At 71.8% G+C, this 20,840-nt stretch carries 15 protein-coding genes and 1 tRNA gene; 9 read left to right on the top strand and 7 right to left on the bottom strand.

All coding sequences use genetic code 11. The annotated features are described in order from the left end of the window. Nucleotides 1-41: 41 nt before the first annotated feature. Together K7C20_RS20700 and K7C20_RS20695 are read left to right on the top strand one after the other, a co-directional pair. Entirely contained in the window at nt 42-881 is an 840-nt protein-coding gene (locus K7C20_RS20700; protein ID WP_078953305.1) for a DeoR/GlpR family DNA-binding transcription regulator, read from the top strand. A gap of 32 nt (nt 882-913) precedes the next feature. Next, a complete protein-coding gene (locus tag K7C20_RS20695) occupies nt 914-1,360 on the top strand; it encodes a RidA family protein (RefSeq protein WP_053209511.1) in 447 nt (148 codons plus the stop codon). 123 nt (nt 1,361-1,483) lie between these two features. Here K7C20_RS20695 and K7C20_RS20690 read toward each other — a convergent pair whose 3' ends face one another. Beyond that, nucleotides 1,484-2,779 carry an acyltransferase family protein gene (locus K7C20_RS20690; RefSeq protein ID WP_030077063.1) on the bottom strand — a complete coding sequence of 432 codons (1,296 nt, stop codon included), beginning with the start codon at nt 2,777-2,779 and terminating at the stop codon, nt 1,484-1,486. Between the two features lie 303 nt (nt 2,780-3,082). Further along, a complete protein-coding gene (locus K7C20_RS20685) occupies nt 3,083-3,967 on the bottom strand; it encodes a glycerophosphodiester phosphodiesterase (RefSeq protein WP_030077061.1) in 885 nt (294 codons plus the stop codon). A gap of 823 nt (nt 3,968-4,790) precedes the next feature. Here K7C20_RS20685 and K7C20_RS20680 point away from each other — a divergent pair. From K7C20_RS20680 to K7C20_RS20650, 7 genes are all read left to right on the top strand, one after another. Beyond that, entirely contained in the window at nt 4,791-5,459 is a 669-nt protein-coding gene (locus tag K7C20_RS20680) for a response regulator (protein WP_030077059.1), read from the top strand. A 249-nt stretch (nt 5,460-5,708) separates the two neighbouring features. Then, the gene (locus tag K7C20_RS20675) at nt 5,709-6,881 is read left to right on the top strand and encodes a sensor histidine kinase (RefSeq protein ID WP_030077057.1); all 1,173 of its coding nucleotides are present in this window, start codon (nt 5,709-5,711) and stop codon (nt 6,879-6,881) included. A gap of 88 nt (nt 6,882-6,969) precedes the next feature. Then, a complete protein-coding gene (locus K7C20_RS20670) occupies nt 6,970-7,377 on the top strand; it encodes a hypothetical protein (protein ID WP_030077055.1) in 408 nt (135 codons plus the stop codon). A 110-nt stretch (nt 7,378-7,487) separates the two neighbouring features. Next, nucleotides 7,488-7,994, top strand: a complete 507-nt coding sequence (locus K7C20_RS20665; protein ID WP_030077053.1) for a hypothetical protein — start codon at nt 7,488-7,490, stop codon at nt 7,992-7,994. A gap of 15 nt (nt 7,995-8,009) precedes the next feature. Then, the gene (locus K7C20_RS20660) at nt 8,010-8,462 is read left to right on the top strand and encodes a hypothetical protein (RefSeq protein ID WP_030077051.1); all 453 of its coding nucleotides are present in this window, start codon (nt 8,010-8,012) and stop codon (nt 8,460-8,462) included. An 11-nt stretch (nt 8,463-8,473) separates the two neighbouring features. After that, nucleotides 8,474-9,151, top strand: a complete 678-nt coding sequence (gene cseB / locus K7C20_RS20655; RefSeq protein ID WP_030077049.1) for a two-component system response regulator CseB — start codon at nt 8,474-8,476, stop codon at nt 9,149-9,151. A gap of 5 nt (nt 9,152-9,156) precedes the next feature. Then, nucleotides 9,157-10,365 (top strand): sensor histidine kinase, encoded by a 1,209-nt coding sequence (locus tag K7C20_RS20650; RefSeq protein WP_053209510.1) that lies wholly within the window; start codon nt 9,157-9,159, stop codon nt 10,363-10,365. A gap of 128 nt (nt 10,366-10,493) precedes the next feature. Here the strand turns inward: K7C20_RS20650 and K7C20_RS20645 are convergent. The 5 genes from K7C20_RS20645 to topA all read right to left on the bottom strand — a co-directional run bounded on the left by K7C20_RS20645 (nt 10,494) and on the right by topA (nt 20,544). Then, nucleotides 10,494-10,567, bottom strand: a tRNA-Thr gene (locus K7C20_RS20645). Nucleotides 10,568-10,670: 103 nt separating this feature from the next. After that, nucleotides 10,671-12,254: an alpha/beta hydrolase gene (locus K7C20_RS20640; protein ID WP_030077047.1), complete on the bottom strand. Its 1,584-nt coding sequence runs from the start codon at nt 12,252-12,254 to the stop codon at nt 10,671-10,673. A 461-nt stretch (nt 12,255-12,715) separates the two neighbouring features. Continuing rightward, the gene (locus tag K7C20_RS20635) at nt 12,716-13,969 is read right to left on the bottom strand and encodes a DNA polymerase III subunit delta' (protein ID WP_053208611.1); all 1,254 of its coding nucleotides are present in this window, start codon (nt 13,967-13,969) and stop codon (nt 12,716-12,718) included. Nucleotides 13,970-14,280: 311 nt separating this feature from the next. Then, nucleotides 14,281-17,574, bottom strand: a complete 3,294-nt coding sequence (gene tmk, locus K7C20_RS20630; protein ID WP_053208610.1) for a dTMP kinase — start codon at nt 17,572-17,574, stop codon at nt 14,281-14,283. Between the two features lie 132 nt (nt 17,575-17,706). Then, nucleotides 17,707-20,544 (bottom strand): type I DNA topoisomerase, encoded by a 2,838-nt coding sequence (gene topA, locus K7C20_RS20625; protein WP_053208609.1) that lies wholly within the window; start codon nt 20,542-20,544, stop codon nt 17,707-17,709. Between the last annotated feature and the right edge of the window lie 296 nt (nt 20,545-20,840).

Here is a 20,840-nt window from a genome sequence, read left to right as displayed (position 1 = left end):
ACGGGTGAGCGGCCGGGAGGCGATCCGGGAAGGGGCCAGCGTTGACCGACACCGAAGGGGCCCCCGACGCCTCGGCCGCGACTGATCCGTCGGTCACCAAGCTGAGCCCCAGGGACCGCCGGAAGCGGATCGCCGACCGGGTGCTGGCCGAGGGCCAGGTGACCATCGAGGAGCTGGTCGGGGAGCTCGGCGTCAGCCAGATGACGGTGCACCGCGATCTGGACACCCTGGAGCACCAGGGCTGGCTGCGGAAGGTACGCGGCGGGGCCACGGCCGCGCCCAACGCCCTCTTCGAGTCCAACGCGCGCTGGCGCGGCAATGAGCAGGTGGCGGCGAAGGAGGCCATCTGCGCGGCCGCGCTGGCCATAGCCGAGCCCGGCCAGGCCGTGATCATCGATGACTCCAGTACGGCGCTGCCGCTGGCCCGCGCGCTCTCCGGGCGCGGCGCCTACACCGTCATCACCAACTCCCTTCAGGTCATCAACGAACTCGCCGAGGAGCCCGGCATCCGGGTGATCGCGCTGGGCGGCGAGTATCACGCGGCGTTCAACGCCTTCCTCGGCATGTCCACCGCCGACAGCGCCCGCGGCTTCCGCGCCGATGTCGCCTTTCTGTCCACCTCCGCGGTCGACAACGGCCACTGCTACCACCAGGCGCAGGAGAACGTGCTGGTCAAGCAGGCACTGATGGCCGCTGCCCGGCGCAAGGTGCTGCTCGTGGACCACTCCAAGTTCGGCTGCCAGGCGCTCTACGAACTCGCGCCGCCGGCCGACTTCGATCTCGTCATCTCCGATGAAGAGCTTCCCCAGGAGGAACGGGACGCGCTTCAATCCCTGGGTGTGCGATACGAGTTGGCGGCGGAGGGGAGCCGGCGGGAATGAGTGCCGAGAGCGGGACGAGCGCGGGAGCGGCGATGAGTGCACAGAACGGTGAGCGCGGCGCGGCCGCGGGCGCGGGCGGCGACGGGCTGGAGCGCATCAATCCGCCGCATCTCGCGCCGCCGACCGGATTCAGCCATGCCGTGCGCGCCGCCCCGGGCACCATGGTCTTCCTCGCCGGACAGACCGCTCTCGACGGATCGGGCCGGATCGTCGGCGACGGCATCGTCGAGCAGTTCGAGCGGGCGCTGACGAACCTCCTGGACGTCGCGGCGGCCTCCGGCGCCGGCCCGTCCGACCTGGCCAAACTCACGGTCTTCGCCGTAGATGTCGCCGACTACCGCCGCCATGCCCGTGACCTCGGCGCCGTGTGGAAGCGCCTGGTCGGCGGCGCCTACCCGGCGATGGCCGTGATCGGCGCCACCCGCCTGTGGGACGAGACCGCCCTGGTCGAGATCGAAGGCATCGCCGTCGTCCGATAGCGGCCGCGACGCCGGCGGCACGTCGGCCGCCGCCCCCTCCACATACGTCAGGGACGCCCGGCCCGCCGGTCTCCCGGTGGAACGAGCGCCCCTGACGCTGTTCGAGACTCCGCTGGCGACCGCTCAGTTCCGGCCGCGGGCCATCCCCACCGGGTCCTTCTTGAACGCCCAGGTCATCTTGGGCTCCATGGCGAACCGGAAGGCCCGCTGTACGGGGGGTGTGCACAGCACCGTGATGACGGTGCCCGCGGCGAGCGTCAGCAGTACCGCGCCCCAGGGCGTGTGCATCCAGGGAGCGTCGTACCAGTTCCAGAAGCGCGACCCCTTGGCGAGGAAGCCGTGCAGCAGATAGCCGTAGAGGGTGCCCGCGCCCAGCGCCGTGCACCACATCGTGCGGCCCGGAATCCAGGCGAAGAAACAGGCCACCAGCACGAGTGAACAGCCGAACATCGCCGGCGTCATCACCGCACCGCTCCACCACGGGGCGGCCAGCTCCTGCGCGGCGTCGCGGTGGTAGAACCACGCGGCGTTCATCCGCGGCGCCGCCCAGTAGGCGAAGACCAGCGCGGCCGCGAAGACCGGCACGGCCAGGATCCGCGCCTTCTTGCGGCGTACGAGCTTGAAGTGCTCCGGCCGCAGCGACAGCCCGATCACGAAGAACGGCAGGAACTGGAGCACCCGCTGGAGGTCCAGGTCATCGCCGATGTCCGGGGAGAGGGACGCGAGCACGGCGACGGCCAGGGCCAGCGGCACCGGCCAGCGCACGATCTTCCACAGCGGGGTGGTCAGCCGCCAGATGAACAGGGCGGCCAGGAACCACGTCAGATACCAGGGGTCCATCAGGCTGATCGGATAACCCGGATCGTCGTCCGCCCACCTCTTGAAGAGCGTGTAGGCGACTTCGAAGAGGATGTAAGGAACCGCAACTCCGGTAATCAGCCGCTGGAGCCGGTCCTTGCGCATATCGAAACTGCGCGAGAAATAACCGGAGATGATGATGAACGCCGGCATGTGGAAGGCGTAGACGGTGATGTAGAGCGCCGCCGCCGACCGGCTGCCGTCGCGCAGCGGCTCCCAGGAGTGGCCCATCGCCACGAGCACGATGGCCAGATACTTCGCGTTGTCGAAGAAAGCATCGCGGGGCTTCGCCTTGGCGTCGGCCGCACCGGCATTCTTGGCCCGTTCCGCGCCCCGGCCCTTGGCGTGGCCCCGGGGCCTGGCATGCGAGGCGCCGCCCGGGGCCGCCCGCTGACGGGCAGTCGCCGGTCCGGGCGCAGTCGCAGTCGGCGGCGCCAGCGTCGCCGTCGCACCGCCGGCCCCGGCCGGTGCGCCCGCCGGATTCAGCGTGTCATGCGGCGTCTGCCGTGGCGGAGGGAGTGGCACCCGCCGTTCGCCGTACGACGGAAAATCGTTCGTCAAGGAGCCTCCTGGAACGATCCCAGGGGAGGAGCTGAACGCTGGCCCGCACCGGGCCGCAAATCGGAACCCAAAAGCCAAATCCTGCGTCTTAGTTCTTTTACGGGGAGTGTGGCGGCGTCGAACATCTCAGGCACCTTAGCCCCGCGGCGGGAATCACGTAAATCCCCGTCTGCGGCGGCCACACCCGGCGCATCCGCCCTCCACAGCTCCTTCACGGTGCCGCGGGCGGCGGCGTGGCCCGGAGCAGAGTGCGGCACCCCACAAGATCTGGACAATGCCCCTCTAATCCCCGGCCCTTGCCCGCTATTCAATAACACCTTCGACACCGCGCGCTCTCACCGACCGGGCGCTGGTGTTCTTCGCCACGTCCCACGCATAGACCTCCAACGGGCGCCCGTGCGGGCCCCGCAGTCGGTGCACGGCCGTCAGCCAACGCGAACTGAGCGCGGACACACGAGGGTTGATCTGATCCGCGAACCGCGCATAACCCGCCAGTTTGCCTATCCCGGGCGCCCCGAGAATCCCCGTACGTATCTGTGGCGCCCTCTCGTGCACGGCCTTTACGCACGGCACACAGAAGCTCTGGACCACCAGCCGGCTCCGGACATGGGCGCGATCCAGCCACCCTCGTGCCCGTAGTTCGCGGATGACCTGCGCCTCGATTCCGGGATACCTCTCAGGAGCCTTGATCTCCAGCAAAAGGCGTTGCCCGTTTTGGTCCAGACGGCGTAGATAGGCGGCGAGCGTCGGCACCCGCTCCCCCGCGAACCGCTTGCCGAACCAGCTGCCGGCATCCAGCCGCGCGATCTCGGCAGCCGTGAAGTCCCCCACCCGCCATGGCGCCCGCCCGGGAAACACCTTCGCGGCATCGGTCGTCCGCTTCAGCGTGGTGTCGTGCACCACCACCAGCCGGCCGTCCTTGGTGCGCTGCACATCGTTCTCGACCCATATGAATCCGCGGCGGTGCGCGGCATCGACGGCGGCGAGGGTGTTCTCAGGGGCGTAACGGGAGGCGCCGCGGTGGGCTATCACCAGCGTGGCCGCGGTGCCGGGGCCGGCCCGCGTCCCGCTGCTGACGGCGACATCCGCGTACTCCTCCGGGCCGGACGCCATCGCGGACGACGACACCGCGGCCGCCACCAGATAGGCGACGCCCGCCGCGGGGATCCGCAGCGATCTCCGAAGCATGCGGGAGCCTCCTGGTCCGCTCGGCCGCGGACGGCCCCGTCCGCGTCAGGTATGCCCCCTGAGGCCCTTCCTTCCGTCCAGGAATGCGGCTTTCTCCTCAACATGCCCGCATCCCTGGACACCCGCCACGCGAGCATCCCCGCGTCCGCTGTCCGCCACCCCACCCCGCCGGTCTCCTTTTCCCAGGTCAGCCGGGGTGCGGAGGGCAATCGGGCGGGCGGGGCCCGGGTCCCCCGGACGGCCCTCCGTCCGGGCACGCGCCATCGCCGAGGCGCCGTGGGGCGCCTGCGCACCCTGGCCCTGCTCGACCCCCGTTTCCACCCGGAGGGATTACGGGTGGCAGCTCTCGACGGGCGGATCGTGGGCGCCGCGTACGCCGTGCCCGCCTACGCCGTGCGCCTCCAAGGCCGTGCGCCGCCTACGCGGTGCGCCGCTGCACCCCGCTGACCGGCAGCGGCCTGGAGCCGGCGGACGGCTGGATCCCGCTCTTCTTCGTCGATCCGACGCTCCACCGCGTGGGTCTCGGGCGCCGGCTGCTCACTGGTGCCCTGGACTGGCCGCACGGACACGGGCCGCACCCACCTCGGCATCCTGCCGGTCCTGCCGGTCCTGCCCGTCCTGCCGCTCTCGCTGCTCTCGCTGCTCTCGCTGCTCTCGCTGCTCTCGCTGCTCTCACTGCTCTCACTGCTCTCACTGCTCTCACTGCTCTTGCTGCCGCAGAAGCCTGATCTACGGGAGCGATGCCGAGCGGCCTCAAGTGAGCGCCGCGCGAGGGGGGTTCGCGCTTCGTTTCCGTCCCGGCCGTACGGCAGAATTCCTGCCCGTGACGATTCGCTTGCTGATCGCCGACGATCAGGAGATGGTCCGCCGGGGAATACGCCGCATCGTGGAGCGCCAGCCCGACATGGAAGTGGTCGGCGAGGCGGCAAACGGTGTGGACGCGGTGGAGTTGGGACGCACCCTGAAGCCGGATGTCGCGTTGGTGGACATCCGGATGCCGCGCATGGACGGCCTGGAGGTGACCCGCAGGCTGGCCGACCCCGCGGCGGCCGCCCCGGTCCGGATCGTCATCGTGACGACCTTCGACCTCGACGAATATGTCTATCCCGCGCTGCGCTTCGGCGCCTCGGGCTTTCTGCTCAAGCGCTCGGGGCCGACGCTGCTGGTCGAGGCGGTCCGGGCGGCAATGGCCGGCGACAGCCTGATCAGCCCGTCGATCACGGTCCGGCTGCTCCGGCATGTCACCGGCCCCACGGCCGGCCGCCGCCCCCGCCACCGCGATGCGGTGCTGACCGAGCGGGAGGTGGAGATCGCCGGAAAGGTCGCGGAGGGAAAGACCAATGCCGATATCGCTGCCGAGTTGTTCATCTCCGCGGGCACGGTCAAGACCCATGTCGCCAGCATTCAGCGCAAGCTTCAGGTCCGCAACCGGGTCGGGATCGCCGTACGGGCCTGGGAGTTGGGGTACGCGACCGGGCGGACACCGGGCTGACGGGCTCGGCCGGCCACGGGCTGACGGACTTCGCCGGACACCGGGCTGACGGACTCCGCCAGGCACCGAGTTGACGGGGCCGCCGGCCACCAAGCCGTCCGTCAGTCCACGGGGCATCCGTCAGTCGCCAGTCGCCAGGCCATCGGGCCACCGGGCAGCCACCCGCCCCCACCCGGCGGCCACGGCGGCAAAGGCCCGTTCCGCCGCCCCCGTATGTCTCCCGTACAGGCTGTGCGTAGCCTCGCCGCCATGGTGGACGACAGACGTGCCCTGAGAAGACGCCGCCGATGGGGCGGGACGGCCGCCGCGGCGATGCTGCTTCCCGCCGCCATCTCGCCACCCGGCGCCTGGCTGCCGGCGGTCCTGGCGGCGCTGGCGCTGGTCATAGCGGTCCTGCCCTGGCCGATGCGCCGGATCTCCCTCGACCGGGCGGCGGGCGGCGTCGCGCTGCTCTCCCTCGCCGCGGACTCCGTCTCGTTCGGGAAGGCCGGCCTGGCCCTCCTCTGGCTCCCGTTCGAGACGGTCGCGCTGCTCGTCCTCCTGGAGCGGGTGGTACGCCATGTGCCCGGCCCCCGGGCCGGCGTCGCCGGTGCCCTGACCGGCACGGCCGCGATCCTGCTGCCCCTGCGCCACACCCTGCACGCCCCGCACCTCGGGCTCAAGGAAGCGGTCTTCATGGCCGCACTGGCCTTCTTCCCCACCGCGGGTGCGGCAGGCGTCGGGCTCTATCTGCGGGCGCTGGACACCCGCCGGGCACATGCCGTGGCGCTGGCCCGGCGCGAGCAGCGGCTCGAAGTCGCCCGCGATCTGCATGACTTCGTGGCGCACGAGGTCACCGGCATCGTCCTGGAGGCACAGGCGGCCCAGCTGGACGACGATCCCGGCCCCGTGGACCACCGGGCGCTGCTGCACCGGATCGAGCAGGCCGGGCTGCGGGCACTGGACTCCATGGACCGGACGGTGGCGACGCTGCGCGAGGCGGACGGGCGCACATGGGACGAGCCGCCGCCCACCCGGCTCCACGGTCTGGCCGATCTGCCCGAACTCCTCGGCCATTTCTCCTCCTTGGCCACCGCCGAGGTCGCGCTGTCCGTGGAGGACGAGGTGGCCGGCGCCCTCTCACGGGAGGCCGAGGACACCGCGTACCGGGTGGTGCTGGAGGCGCTGACCAACGTACGGCGGCATGCGCCGCAGGCCGGCCGGGTCGAGGTGTTCGCGGGACGGACCGCCGACCGGGCCGTGGAGGTCTTGGTCGCCGACACCGCGGGGCCGGGGTCGCCCGCCGGCACCCGCCGGGGCGGCGGCACCGGCCTCGCGGGCCTCGCCGAGCGGGTCAGCGCCCTCGGCGGCGCGCTGGAGGCGGGCCCGTACGCGCAGGGGTGGCGGGTCAGATGCCTGCTGCCGGCGCCCGCCGTCCGCTGACCCGATATCTGCCGATCGGCAGATGTGCCGCCCGCCCGGCCCCGGGATCCTCCTACCAGTGCACCCATCCGTACCTGTGGAGGAACCGATGTTTCCAGGCGCCGGCGCGAAGCGGCCCGTCACCCTCGTCGTCGCGGCGGCGGCCGTCGCCGCCCTCGGCCTCACCGGCTGCTCGGTGGACGCCACGAAGGCGACACCGGAATCGAAGAGTTTCCCGTACACCGGCACCTCCCTGAAGCTGACGACGCACGAGGTCGCCACGGACCTGGTCGCCACCGACCGCAAGGACATCAAGGTCACCCGCTGGTTCGACGCGGCCGCCGGCAGCGAGCGGCTGACCTGGACCCTCAAGGGCGACACTCTCGACATCGACGCCGGCTGCACCGGAATCGCCCTCTGTGACGCCCGGTTCAAGGTCGAGGTGCCCAAGGGCATCGCGGTGACCAGGGACGGCGAGAAAACCGCTCTGACCGGGAGGCCTCCCGCCCGTATGTAGATCACGTAACAGCCGCTGATGGACGGCTGTTACATGGCTGACAGGCCATCGAGAAGCGTCGCTCCTAGCTTCTGACGCGTCGACCGATCCCTACGAACCGGGGCGAGATCATGAACCGCAGCACGAGCCTGATCCGGCGCCACAAGACGGCCATAGGCGCGGGCCTGGTCTGTGTCGCCGCCCTCGGCACCTTCGCCACCGCCACCGGGGCGAACGCCGCCACCGCCCCGGCACACACCGCTCACGCCCACACCGCGGGTGTCGCCCAGACCGACAACACCCCCTACGTCATCAACCACGCCGGCGAGGAGAACGCGGACCAGGGCAAGGCCGAGCGCAGCCCCGAGAGCCTGGTGCTCTCCGAGTTCACCTCGGTCGGGGACCTCAACTGGAAGCAGTGGGACGCGAAGAAGGCGGTCGCCACCGGTAATGTCACCGGCAACTGGTGCCTCGAGACCTGCCTCGACAAGCCGCTGAAGGGCACCCTCACGCTGTCGGACCCGAAGACCGTGAACGGCAAGAAGGTCTTCTCCTCCTTCACCCTGAAGCTGGCCGGGGGCTCGGGTGCGTACGATTCCGAGGACCTCCAGGGCAAGCACCCGCTCGCCACCAGCTGATGTGAGAAGCCCCCGATGAACAAGCCCACGGCCGTGGCCACCGGCCTCGCGCTGGTGCTGACGGCCGTGGGTCTCACCGGGTGCGGAAACCCCGAACAGCCCCACGTCGAGGGCCCCGCCCTGCCCAGCCCCACCCAGGTCTCCGGACCGGTCTATGTCTCCGACACCCTGGGCCATCCGCTGACCCGCCCCACGGGTTTCGCCCTCACCGAGTTCTCCTCGGTCTCCCGGCTGAGCTGGCGCTCCTGGGGAAAGCCGAAAGCCGTTGCCACCGGGCGGGTGACCGGCATGTGGTGCATCCCCCACTGCCCCGCGCACGGATACCCCGCCACCGTCGAACTCAGCCGCCTACAGCACCAAGAGAACGTCTCGTACTACAGCCGTGCCGTCGTACGGTCCTCCCACCACCTCCCGTCCGACCAGGCAGCCGAGCTGCGCAACGTCCGGCTGCCCGTCCCCGAGCCCTAGGAACGCAAGCGATGACCGATGTGCTGCTCGTGGAGGACGACCCCCTGCTGCGTGAGGCCACCCAACTGTCCCTGGAACGCTACGGATACCAGGTGCGCACGGCCGCCGACGGGCACGCCGGGCTCGCACAGTTCCGCGACCGCGCCCCCGATGTCGCCCTCCTGGACGTCATGCTGCCGCGCCTCGACGGGGTCAGCGTGGTGCGCCGCATCCGTGAGGTGAGCCGGCTGCCCGTGCTGATGCTGTCCGCCCGCACCGATCCGGTGGATGTCGTCCTCGGCCTCGAAGCGGGCGCCGACGACTACCTCACCAAGCCGTACGACGTACCGGTGCTGGTCGCCCGCATACGTGCGGCGCTGCGCCGCACCGCGGACTTCCCCGAGACCGGCCCGCGGGAGGAACCGACGCTGCTGCAGTTCGGCGACCTCACGGTGGACACCGCGTCCATGGACATCCACCGGGCCGGCCGGCTGCTCGAACTCACTCCCACCGAGCGCAGGTTGGTGCTCGAATTCGCGGCCGAGCCCGGCATCGTGCTCTCGCGGACCACGCTGCTGGAACGCGTATGGGACTACGCGTGCGGCGGCGACCCCCGTGTCGTCGACGTCCATGTGCAGCGGCTGCGCGCCAAGATCGGCCACGGCCGGATCGTGACCGTCCGCGGCTTCGGCTACAAGCTCGCGCCCTGACCACCATGGGGCTGCGCACCAAGACCGCCCTGGTCATCGCCGTGACGGCCGCGATCGTCGCCACCCTCATCGGTCTGCTGGTGCACCAGCTCACCGCCGAGGACCAGCGCAAGAACGCCGGCCGTGCGGCCGACGCCCGGCTGGTGGCGGCGGTCGGCGCCTACTCCTCCGGAATCGACAGCGGCGCCCTGGTCAATCCACCGGATCTGCCCGCCGCGCTCCGCAGGACCGTCACCGACCGCCCCGTGCGGGCCACCTGCCTCCAGAACACCGGCGGTTCCGGCGCCCCGGTGCTGTGGGCCGCCACCCGCAGCGGCCGCGAGCTCCTCGCCATCCGCCGCTCCTACGCCCCGCAGGCCCGCGCCCTCGCCGATCTCGACCGGGTGCTGGTCGGCTCCGGTGCGTCCGTCACCGCGCTCGGCTGTGTGCTGGGCGTCGTCGCGGCGGCCGGCGCGGGCCGGCGCATCACCGCGTCCGCCGACACCGCGCAGCGGATCGCGGACGGCGATCTGACCGACCGGGTCCGGCCCAAGGGCAAGGACGAGATCGCCCGGCTCGGGGCCGCCGTCAACACCATGGCCGACGCGCTGAGCGCCCGCCTGGAGGCCGAACGGCAGGTCACCGCCGATATCGCCCATGAGCTCCGCACCCCCGTCGCCGGCCTGGTGACCGCCGTCGGACTCCTGCCGCCCGGCCGCCCGGCCGAACTGGTCAGCGGGGGCGTGGACACCCTGCGCACTCTCGTGGAGAACGTCCTGGAGGTGGCCCGGCTGGATGTGCCGGGAGTCGAACGGGCGCAACACGAGAAGATCCTCCCGAGCACCCTGGCGCACCGGGCAGTCGCCCTGACGGGCGGCGACGTCGAGGTCACGGTCCACAACGAAACGGCCGTCTCGACCGACCCCCGCCGCGTCGAGCGCATCCTCGCCAACCTGCTCACCAACGCCCAACTCCACGGCGCCCCGCCGGTGACCCTGGAAGTCGACGGAGCAGCGGTCCGCGTACACGACAACGGCTCCGGCTTCCCCGCCGAACTGCTCACCCACGGCCCCCAGCGCTTCCGCACCGGCGCCCGCGAACGCGGCGCCGGCATCGGCCTGGGCCTCACCATCGTCACCGGCCAGGCCCGGGTACTGAACACCAAGGTCACCTACGAAAACCCCGCCGCCGGCGGCGCCCTGGCGACGGTCCACCTCACGCCCGAGCAGGCCTGAACGACCGCGTGCCTGACCGCTACGGCCACCCACCGACCGCCGGTGGCCTCACACCGGCCACTCCCGTACGGCTGGACGCACCCAACAAAAAACCCAGGTCAGCGATCTCTGACCTGGGCTTTCCACAGAGCCGCCTTCGGGATTCGAACCCGAGACCTACGCATTACGAGTGCGTTGCTCTGGCCAACTGAGCTAAGGCGGCGTGGTGCGCGGCCCAGTCTACACATCACAGAGGGGTGCTCTGTAACCCGTTTAGGAGCTGGTCAGGGGAGGGCGGGGAGCGGGGTGAAAGGGTGTGAGGCGGGTCACTTGCAGTGCTTGTTCTTCGGGGGGACGGTGCCGTTGAGGAGGTAGTTGTTGATCGCGGTGTCGATGCAGTCGCTGCCGCGGCCGTAGGCGGTGTGGCCGTCACCCTCGTAGGTGAGCAGGGTGGCGCTGGAGAGCTGGGAGGCGAGGGCCTTGGCCCAGCTGTAGGGGGTGGCCGGGTCGCGGGTGGTGCCGACGACGAGGATCGGGGCGGCGCCCTTGGCCTCGATGCGGTGGGGTGTGCCGGTGGGCTTGACCGGCCAGTATGCGCAGTTCAGAGCGGCCCAGGCGAAGTTTGTGCCGAAGACCGGGGAGGCCTTGCGGAAGCTGGGCAAGGCGGCGCGGACCTGGTCGGGGGTGGTGAAGGCGGACGCGAGGTCGAGGCAGTTGACGGCGGGGTTGGCGTACATCTGGTTGGCGTAGGAGCCGTTCGGCTCGCGCTCGTAATAGCTGTCGGAGAGGGTGAGCAGCCCGCGGCCGTTGCCTGCCTTGGCCTGGGCGAGGTAATCGCGCAGGAGGGGCCAGGCGCGCTCGTCGTACATGGCGGCGATGACGCCCGTGGTGGCCAGGGACTCGGTGAGCTTGCGCTCCTCGCCCGTTGCCGCCGGGTGGGCGTCCAGCTTCTTGAACAGGGCGGAGAGCTGGTTGCCTGCGTCCTCGGTGCTCTTGGTGCCGAGGGGGCAGTTCTTGTGCTTGATGCAGTCCGCGGCGAACGCCGTGAAGGCGGTGTTGAAGCCGGTGGTCTGGTCGATGTTGGTCCTGCGGGAGTCGAGCGCCGGGTTCATCGCGCCGTCCAGGACCATGCGGCCGACGCGGGAGGGATAGAGGCCGGCGTAGGTCGCGCCGAGGAGGGTGCCGTAGGAAGCGCCGACGTAGTGGAGCTTCTTGTCGCCCAGGGCGGCGCGCAGTACGTCCATGTCGCGGGCGGCTTCGATCGTGGAGACGTGCGAGAGCACCTTGCCGGAGCGGTCCTGGCAGTCCTTGGCGAAGGTGCGGTAGGCGTTGATGAGCTTGTTGACCTCGGCCGGGGTGTCCGGGGTCTGGTCGGTCTGGGTGTAGCGGTCCATCTGTTTGTTGCCGAGGCACTTGACCGGCGCGCTGCGCGCCACGCCGCGCGGGTCCATCGCCGCCATGTCGTAACGCGCCCGGACCGCGGCGGGCTGGGGCGCGTACTGCTGGAGGTAGTCGATCGCCGACGCGCCGGGGCCGCCCGGATTGACCAGGAGGGAGCCGATCCGGCTGCCGGGGCCGGTGGCCTTCTTGCGGGCCACCGCGAGCTTGATGTCGCCCGCACCGGGGTCGGCGTAGTCCAGGGGCGCCTTCATCGCCGTGCATTCGAAGCCGCTCCCACAGGAGCGCCAGCTCAGCTTCTGGTCGTAGTACGGCCGGAGGGCGGCCGGGGTGGAGGACGGGAGCGGCGCGAGGGTGGCGTCGGCGGCGGGGCGCTGGGCACCGGCTTCCGTTGTGGGGCCGGGGGACGCCTCGGCATCGGGGGACGAACTCCCCGAGGAGCAGCCGGAGATCAGCAGAGCGGTGGCCGCGAGGAGAGCGGCGGAGGTGCGGAGCAGACGGCTGGTGGCCATGGGCGGTCCTTGGTCTCGGTCCCTGGAAAGTGGAGGCGGTGTCGGTCCCTGGAAGGTGGAGTGCGGGTGGCGGGGCGGGGGGCGGTGTTGGTGGGGCGAGTGCCGGCGGTGGTGGGCGGGTGCTGGTGGGGTGAGTGCCGGCGGTGCTGGTGTCGGCGGTGGGGCTTGCTGGGCTGTGGCTGCCGCCGGGGCAGGAGGCCGGCCCTGGTGGTGAGAGCGCGCGGGGCGGGTGGGAGGTCGGGCCCGGGGTGGGGGCGGGGGCAGATGTCCGGTGGCGGGTGTCAGGGGTGGGTGTCGATGTGGCTGGTGGCGGGTGTGGGGCGGCGGACGCCGGGGTGGTTGCCGCGGCGGTTGCCGTGAGGGTTCGGACGGAGAGTATCCGGATGGGGACGTTGCGTGTGCGCCTCCTTGCGTGCGAGGCCGGGTGACCGGCGGGGTCGGGGTGCTGCGGTGGGTGGTGGTCAGCCGGCGCGGAGGGCGACAGCCATCGCCTCGACCGCGAGGAGGGGAGCCACATTGCGGTCCAGGGCCTCGCGGCAGGCGATCACGGCTTCTATACGGCGGAGAGTGCGTTCGGGGGTCGAGGCGGTGGCGATGCGGTGGATGCTGTCGCGTACCTCGTCGTTGGCGAGGGGTACCGAGGCGCCCATCTGGAGGGCGAGGACGTCGCGGTAGAAGCTGGTGAGGTCGACCAGGGCCAGGTCGAGGCTGTCGCGCTGGGTACGGGTGGAGCGGCGCTTCTGCTTGTCCTGGAGCTCCTTCATGGCGCCGGCCGTGCCGCGCGGCAGGCGTCCGCCGGTGCCGGCGGCGGCGCCGAGCGCGGCGCGCAGCTCCTCGGTCTCCTTGGTGTCGACATCCTCGGCGACCTGCTTGGCGTCCTCCCCCGCGGCATCGATCAGCTCCTGGGCGGCCTTGAGGCAGCCGCCGATGTCGTCGGTGCGGAGCGGGAGTTTGAGCACGGCCGCCCTACGGGCGCGGGCACGCTCGTCCGTGGCGAGCCGGCGGGCCCGGCCGATGTGCCCCTGAGTGGCGCGGGCGGCCCGGTCGGCGGCCTCCGGCTCGATGCCGTCGCGCCGGACGAGGACGTCGGCGACCGCGGCGACCGGAGGCGTACGCAGGGAGAGATGGCGGCAGCGCGAGCGGATGGTGGGCAGGACGTCCTCGACGGAGGGCGCACACAGCAGCCAGACCGTACGGGGAGCGGGCTCCTCGACGGCCTTGAGGAGGACATTTCCGGCGCCTTCGGTGAGGCGGTCGGCGTCCTCCAGGACGATCACCTGCCACCGGCCGCCGGCCGGGGAGAGGGAGGACCGGCGGACCAGGTCGCGGGTTTCCTTGACGCCGATGGACAGCAGGTCCGTACGGACGATCTCGACGTCGGCGTGCGTGCCGACCAGGCTGGTGTGGCAGCCGTCGCAGAAGCCGCAGCCGGGGGCACCCCCGAGGGCGCGGTCCGGGCTGACGCACTGGAGGGCGGCGGCGAAGGCGCGGGCCGCGGTGGAGCGGCCGGAACCCGGCGGGCCCGTGAACAGCCAGGCGTGGGTCATCTGGGAGGCGCTGCCGCGGTCGGCGGACGGCTGCGGCTCCGGCTGCTCACCGGGCCGTGGCCGTTCTCCGGCGTGCTCCGCGGTCACGAGGGCGTCCGCATCGCGCGCGGCCGCGGCCAGCTGAGCCGTCAACCGGTCCTGGCCGACCACGTCGTCCCATACCGCCATCGCTGTCCGCCGTTCCTGTCCGTGCCGTTCCGTCGTGCCGTGCGGGGTGCGTGTGCGCCCGGCCGCAGACCACGCATTGCTCCACGCCTGACCCATTGTGGTGCAACCCACTGACAAACGAATCCGGAAGCCGGCGCCGGGCGGCCGGACGGGGGCCGTCCGGCGCCGCGAAACGGCCGTGGCCGCAGCTGTCGGGCTGCGGCCACGGCCGGTCGTTGGGGTCTTCCCGCCGGGCTGGGGCGGGTCACGCCGTATCGCCCCGGGTGACCCGGGGTGACCCGGGGTGACCCGGGTGACCCGGAAAGCGCGTCCTAGCCGCGCCGCCCCCGGCCGCCGCGGCGGCCGTCGTCACCCGCGCCCTCGTCCGCTTCCTCGTCGGCGCGCGGGCCGAGCAGCTCGTCGGCGAGCGTCGGCAGATCGTCCAGCGGGGTCTCCTCCGCCCATTCGGGGCGCGGGCGGCTGCGCTGCGCGTTCTCCACGGGGCGGCCCGTCAGCGGGTCGATCTGCGGGAGTTCGCGGGTGCGCTCGACACGCGACTCGGCGGCGGAGCCGGTGGGCCGGTCCGACGCCGCGCCGGTGGCACCGTTCGCGGCCTCCGGTCCCTCCTTGCGGAACATCCACGGCGGCACCCGGTCGGCCGGGGCATCGTCCCGTACGGGCGGCAGCACGGCGGTCTCCGCCGCGTCGGAGCCGGCCCCAGGCCCGTCCCAGGCGTCCTGCGCGTCCCGTACCGGAGGCAGCACCGCCGTCTCGTCCACCGCACCGGGCACCTCGCCCTCCCCCGTACCGGGCCGGGGCAGGTACTCCGTACGGTCGCTGTCCGGGGCGGGGCCGGACGGGGCGGAGGCGTCGGGCGTGTCCTCTCCCAGCCGCTTCCGCAGATCCGCGACGTACGTCTCCGCAGTGGGCGCCTCGGCCGCTTCCTCGGCCTCGGCAGCCGCCTTGGCCTCCGCCGCGGCCGCCGCTTCGGCTGCCGCCACCCGGGCCTCCTCGGCGCGCAGCAGGGCCGTTTCGGCCTTGCGCTGCTTCTCCAGGCGGCGCTCCTCGGCCTCCTTGCGCAGCCGCGCCTCCTCCTCGTGCTGCTTGCGCAGCCGCTCCTGCTCGGCCTCGCGGGCCCGCTCCTCGGCCTCGCGCCGCTGCCGCTCCGCCTCGGCGGCCTGACGGGCCTCCTCGGCGCGCTTGCGGGCCTCCTCCGCCTGGCGGGCCTCCTCTCGTGCCCTGGCCTCCTCGGCCTCGCGGCGCTTGCGCTCCTCTTCCTCGGCACGCAGCTTGGCGAGCTGCTCCTGGCGCTCGCGCTCCAGGCGCTCCTCCTCCGCCTTGCGCGCGGCCTCCTCCTCGGCCTTGCGGCGGGCCTCTTCCTCGGCGGCCTTACGGGCGTCGGCCTGCGCCTTGATCTCGGCCTCGGACAGCGGGAGCACCTGGTCGAGGCGGTGCCGTACGACGGTGGTGACGGCCGCGGGCTCCTGCCCGGCGTCGACGACCAGATAGCGCGCGGGGTCGGCGGCGGCCAGTGTCAGGAAACCGGACCGGACCCGCTGGTGGAACTCGGCGGGCTCGGACTCCAGCCGGTCGGGCGCCTCGGTGAAGCGTTCCCGTGCGGTCTCCGGGGAGATGTCGAGCAGCACCGTCAGATGGGGGACGAGGCCGTCGGTGGCCCAACGGGAGATCCGGGCGATCTCCGTGGGCGCGAGGTTGCGCCCGGCGCCCTGGTAGGCGACCGAGGAATCGATGTACCGGTCGGTGATGACGACCGCGCCGCGCTCCAGGGCGGGGCGGATGACGCTGTCGACGTGTTCGGCCCGGTCGGCGGCGAACATCAGCGCCTCCGCACGGTCCGAGAGCCCGGACGTCGAGACGTCGAGGATGATCGAGCGCAGTCGCTTGCCGATGGCGGTGGCACCCGGCTCACGGGTCACCACGACCTCATGGCCCTTGCCGCGGATCCACTCCGCGAGCGCTTCGACCTGGGTGGACTTCCCGGCGCCGTCGCCGCCTTCCAGGGCGATGAAGAAGCCGGTGGCGGCGGGTGCCTGGGCCGGGTCGCCGCCGCGCAGCGCCTCGCGCAGATCACGCCGCAGCGGTACGCCCTGCCGGTCGTCGACCTTGCCCAGCACCAGCGCGGCGACCGGCAGCAGCAGCGCGCCGACCAGCATCAGGGTGTAGGCGGCGCCGCCGTAGGCGAAGTCGAAGGTGCCGCTGCCGAGGTCGTGCGGGCCGATGACGGCCGCGAGCAGCGGCGCGACGATGGCGGCCAGCGCGACCGACAGCCGTACGACGGCGTGCAGATGCTCGGTCGTACGGGCGGTGCGGGACTCCTCGGACTCCTGCTCCAGCAGCACATGCCCCGTATTGGCGGCGATACCGGCGCTGATGCCGGACAGCAGCGCGAGCACCAGCACCGTCGTCGGGTCCGGGACCAGCCCCATGGCCAGCAGCCCGACTCCGGTGGCGGCCACCGCGAGGGCGAGCAGCCGGCGCCGGGAGAGCGCGGGCAGCACCCGCTGGGCGCAACGGATGCCGACGGCCGTGCCGCCGGTCAGCGCCAGCACCAGCAGGGCGAAGGCGGCCGGGCCGCCGGCCAGGTCGTAGCCGTGCAGGACGGCGAGCGCGACGGCCGCGGCGATCGCGGCGGCCACCGCGGCGCAGGCCGTCACCAGCAGCGGGAGTGCGCCGGTACGGCCCTTGTCGGCGCCGGGCCGGGCCGTGCCGTTCTCCGGCTTCTCGCCCTGTCCCGGCTGTCCGGCTTTCGCTCCGGTGGTCTTCGGGCGGCGCAGCCCCTCCAGAGGGGAGCGCGGCCGCGGCGTCTGCACCCCGGGGAGCTCGATGAAGTAGAGGATCGATACGGAGGCGGCGAACAGGCCGGCGGCGACATACGAGCCGAGCGCGGCCTGGTGGAGCTGGAACCAGTCGATGCCGGTGCCCAGCAGCTTGCTGATGAGGGTGACGACCACCAGGGCGGCGGCCGCGATCGGCAGCGAGAGGAAGCCGGTGCGCAGCGAGAGGCGGCGCAGGGCGTCCATGTTGTCGGGGAGGGGCCGTACGGAGGCGCCCTCAGGGGGCGGCTCGGGCAGCAGGCCGGGGGCGGCGCTCTCCCGCGCGACGGTCCACAACCGTTCGGCCACGCCGGTGACGAAGACCGTGACCAGCAGCCAGGCCAGCGCGTCGTCCGGCGTCCAGTCGATCCACAGGGGCGCGATGACCAGCAGCGCGAGCCGCAGCACATCCGCGCCGATCATCGTCCAGCGCCGGTCCAGCGGCCCCGAGGGCGCCGTCAGCGCCGACAGCGGCCCCAGCAGGACGGCCCCGAAGAGCAACGTCGCCAGCATCCGGGCGGCGAAGACCGTGGTGACCGCGAGGGCTGCACCCCGATAACCACCGCCGAAGGCGGGCTCGCCGCCCAGCGGTACGTAGAGCGCCGCCTGAAGGGCGAGCAATACGAGGACAAGCATGGACAGGGCATCGCCGATGCCCCCGACAAATTGGGCGCTCCACAGTCGCTTCAGTGGGGGGAAGCGGAGCAGGGCTCGCACGGCGCGCTCGCGGGAATCCGCCGCTAGGGCGCCTGAAGTGGGGGTCACGACCGTTGGCTGCTCGGCACGCGTCATCCCGCCAGCCTAGCGGGACGGTGCGCGCCGTCGAGCGCCCACCCGAACAAACGGGCGGGCACACCGGAACGCATCCGTTGTGCCCGCCCGTGTCCTGCGCTTTTACCGGCGCCGCCGGTGTGGGCGCAGGCCTCAGTCCTCCGCCGGCGCCGCCGTCTTCTTGGCCGCCGCGGTCTTCGCGGTGGCCTTCTTGGCGGTCGTCTTCTTCGCCGTGGTGGTCTTCTTCGCCGCGGTCTTCTTGGCGGCCGTCTTCTTCGCGGCCGTCTTCTTGGCCGGCGCCTTCTTGGCCGCCTTCTTCGCGGTCTTCTTCGCCGGCCCCTTGGCGCGCTTCTCCGCCAGCAGCTCGTAGCCCCGCTCGGCGGTGACCGTCTCGACGTCGTCGTCCCGCCGCAGCGTCGCGTTGGTCTCGCCATCGGTGACATACGCACCGAACCGGCCGTCCTTGACCACCACCGGCTTGCCGCTCACCGGGTCCGTGCCCAGCTCCTTCAGCGGCGGCTTGGCGGCGGCCCGTCCGCGCTGCTTGGGCTGTGCGTAGATCGCCAGCGCTTCGTCGGTCGTGATCGTGAAGAGCTGGTCCTCGCTCTCCAGGGAGCGCGAGTCGGTGCCCTTCTTGAGGTACGGGCCGTAGCGGCCGTTCTGCGCGGTGATCTCCACGCCCTCGGGGTCCTTGCCGACGACGCGCGGCAGCGACATCAGCTTGAGCGCGTCCGCCAGGGTCACGGTGTCCAGGGACATCGACTTGAAGAGCGAGGCGGTGCGCGGCTTGACCGCGTTCTTGCCGGTCTTCGGGGTGCCCTCGGGCAGGATCTCGGTGACGTACGGGCCGTAGCGGCCGTCCTTGGCGACGATCTGATGGCCGCTGTCCGGGTCCATGCCCAGCTCGAAGTCACCGCTCGGCTTGGCGAGCAGCTCCTCCGCGTACTCCACGGTCAGCTCGTCGGGCGCCAGGTCGTCGGGGACGTCGGCGCGCTGATGGCCCTCGGCGTCCTTCTCCCCGCGCTCGACGTACGGGCCGTAGCGGCCCACCCGCAGCTTGATGTCGTCGCTGACCGGGAAGGACGAGATCTCCCGGGCGTCGATTGCGCCCAGGTCCTCGACCAGCTCCTTCAGACCGCCGAGGTGGTCGCCGTCTCCGTTGCCGGCGTCCGCGGCACCGCCCTCGCCGTGGCCCTCGCCGTAGTAGAAGCGCCGCAGCCACGGCACGGACTGCGCCTCACCGCGTGCGATGCGGTCGAGGTCGTCCTCCATCCGGGCGGTGAAGTCGTAGTCGACCAGCCGGCCGAAGTGCTTCTCCAGGAGGTTGACCACCGCGAAGGAGAGGAAGGACGGGACGAGCGCGGTGCCCTTCTTGAAGACGTAGCCGCGGTCGAGGATCGTGCCGATGATCGACGCGTAGGTCGACGGGCGGCCGATCTCGCGCTCTTCCAGCTCCTTGACCAGCGTGGCCTCGGTGTAGCGGGCGGGCGGCTTGGTGGCGTGCCCGTCGGCGGTGATCTCCTGCGCGGCCAGCGCGTCGCCCTCGGCGACCTGCGGCAGCCGGCGCTCGCGGTCGTCGAGCTCCGCGTTGGGGTCGTCGGCGCCCTCCACATAGGCCTTGAGGAAGCCGTGGAAGGTGATGGTCTTGCCGGACGCGCTGAACTCGGCGTCCCGGCCGTCGGCGGCACGGCCACCGATCTTGACGGTGACGGAGTTGCCGGTCGCGTCCTTCATCTGGGAGGCGACGGTCCGCTTCCAGATCAGTTCGTAGAGCTTGAACTGGTCGCCGGTCAGACCGGTCTCGGCCGGGGTGCGGAAGCGGTCGCCGGAGGGGCGGATCGCCTCGTGTGCCTCCTGGGCGTTCTTGACCTTGCCGGCGTAGGTACGCGGCTTGTCCGGCAGGTAGTTCGCGCCGTACAGATGCGTCACCTGCGCCCGGGCCGCGGCGACCGCGGTGTCCGAGAGCGTGGTGGAGTCCGTACGCATATAGGTGATGAAGCCGTTCTCGTACAGCTTCTGCGCCACCTGCATCGTGGACTTGGCACCGAAGCCGAGCTTGCGGCTTGCCTCCTGCTGGAGGGTGGTCGTACGGAACGGCGCGTACGGCGAGCGGCGGTAGGGCTTGGACTCGACCGAGCGCACCGCGAAGTCGGTGTTCTCCAGGGCGGCGGCGAGCGCGCGGGCGTTCGCCTCGTCCAGATGGAGGACGTCGTTCTTGAGCTGCCCGTTGGGACCGAAGTCACGGCCCTGCGCGATACGGCGGCCGTCGACGGAGTTCAGTCGGGCGGTCAGCACCGACGGGTCGCTGGCGTCGCCGGCCCGGCCGGTGGCGAAAGTGCCGGTCAGGTCCCAGTACTCGGCGGAGCGGAACGCGATGCGCTCGCGCTCCCGCTCGACGACGAGACGGGTCGCGACGGACTGCACCCGGCCGGCCGACAGCCGGGGCATGACCTTCTTCCACAGGACCGGCGAGACCTCGTAGCCGTAGAGGCGGTCAAGGATACGGCGGGTCTCCTGGGCGTCGACCAGCTTCTGGTTCAGGTCGCGCGGGTTGGCGACGGCCTCGCGGATCGCGTCCTTGGTGATCTCGTGGAAGACCATCCGGTGGACGGGGACCTTGGGCTTGAGAATCTCCTGGAGGTGCCAGGCGATGGCCTCGCCCTCCCGGTCCTCATCTGTGGCGAGATAGAGCTCGTCGGACTCGGCCAGCAGCTCCTTGAGCTTCTTGACCTGGTCCTTCTTGTCACTGTTGACGACATAGATCGGCTGGAAGTCGGCGTCGACATTCACGCCGAGGCGGGCCCAGGGCTCGCCCTTGTACTTCGCCGGGACCTCTGCGGCGCCGTTGGGCAGGTCGCGGATGTGCCCGACGCTGGCCTCGACCACGTAGCCAGGGCCGAGGTAGCCCTTGATCGTCTTCGCCTTGGCAGGCGACTCGACGATGACGAGTCGGCGGCCGCCGCCGTCTGCGGTCTCGCTGGTCGGGGACAACTTCGCTCTTCTCTCCGGTCGACGCTGGAAATGCCCCCCGGCCGGACGCCGGGGTGCACTGCGGTGACGCTTGACGCTGCGGAGTGTGACGGTACCTCCCGGCCCCGTGTCAAACGGAAAAACCCCGCAACGCCACTCGAACGGTAACCCGACTACATGCCTTCATGCCGCCCGGACCGCATCAGGCGCTCGCCACGGGCCCGGGACGCGCCTTGTGGATCATGGCGGGGCCGCGCTGCTCCCCGGCGCCCACCTCGGCCGTTCCCCGCGCACCGCGGCTCCGGCGCCGTCGGTGA

Origin of the sequence: Streptomyces decoyicus (assembly GCF_019880305.1) — a bacterium.
GTDB classification, from domain to species: Bacteria; Actinomycetota; Actinomycetes; order Streptomycetales; family Streptomycetaceae; genus Streptomyces; species Streptomyces decoyicus.
This window is presented reverse-complemented; position numbering and strand designations above follow the sequence as displayed.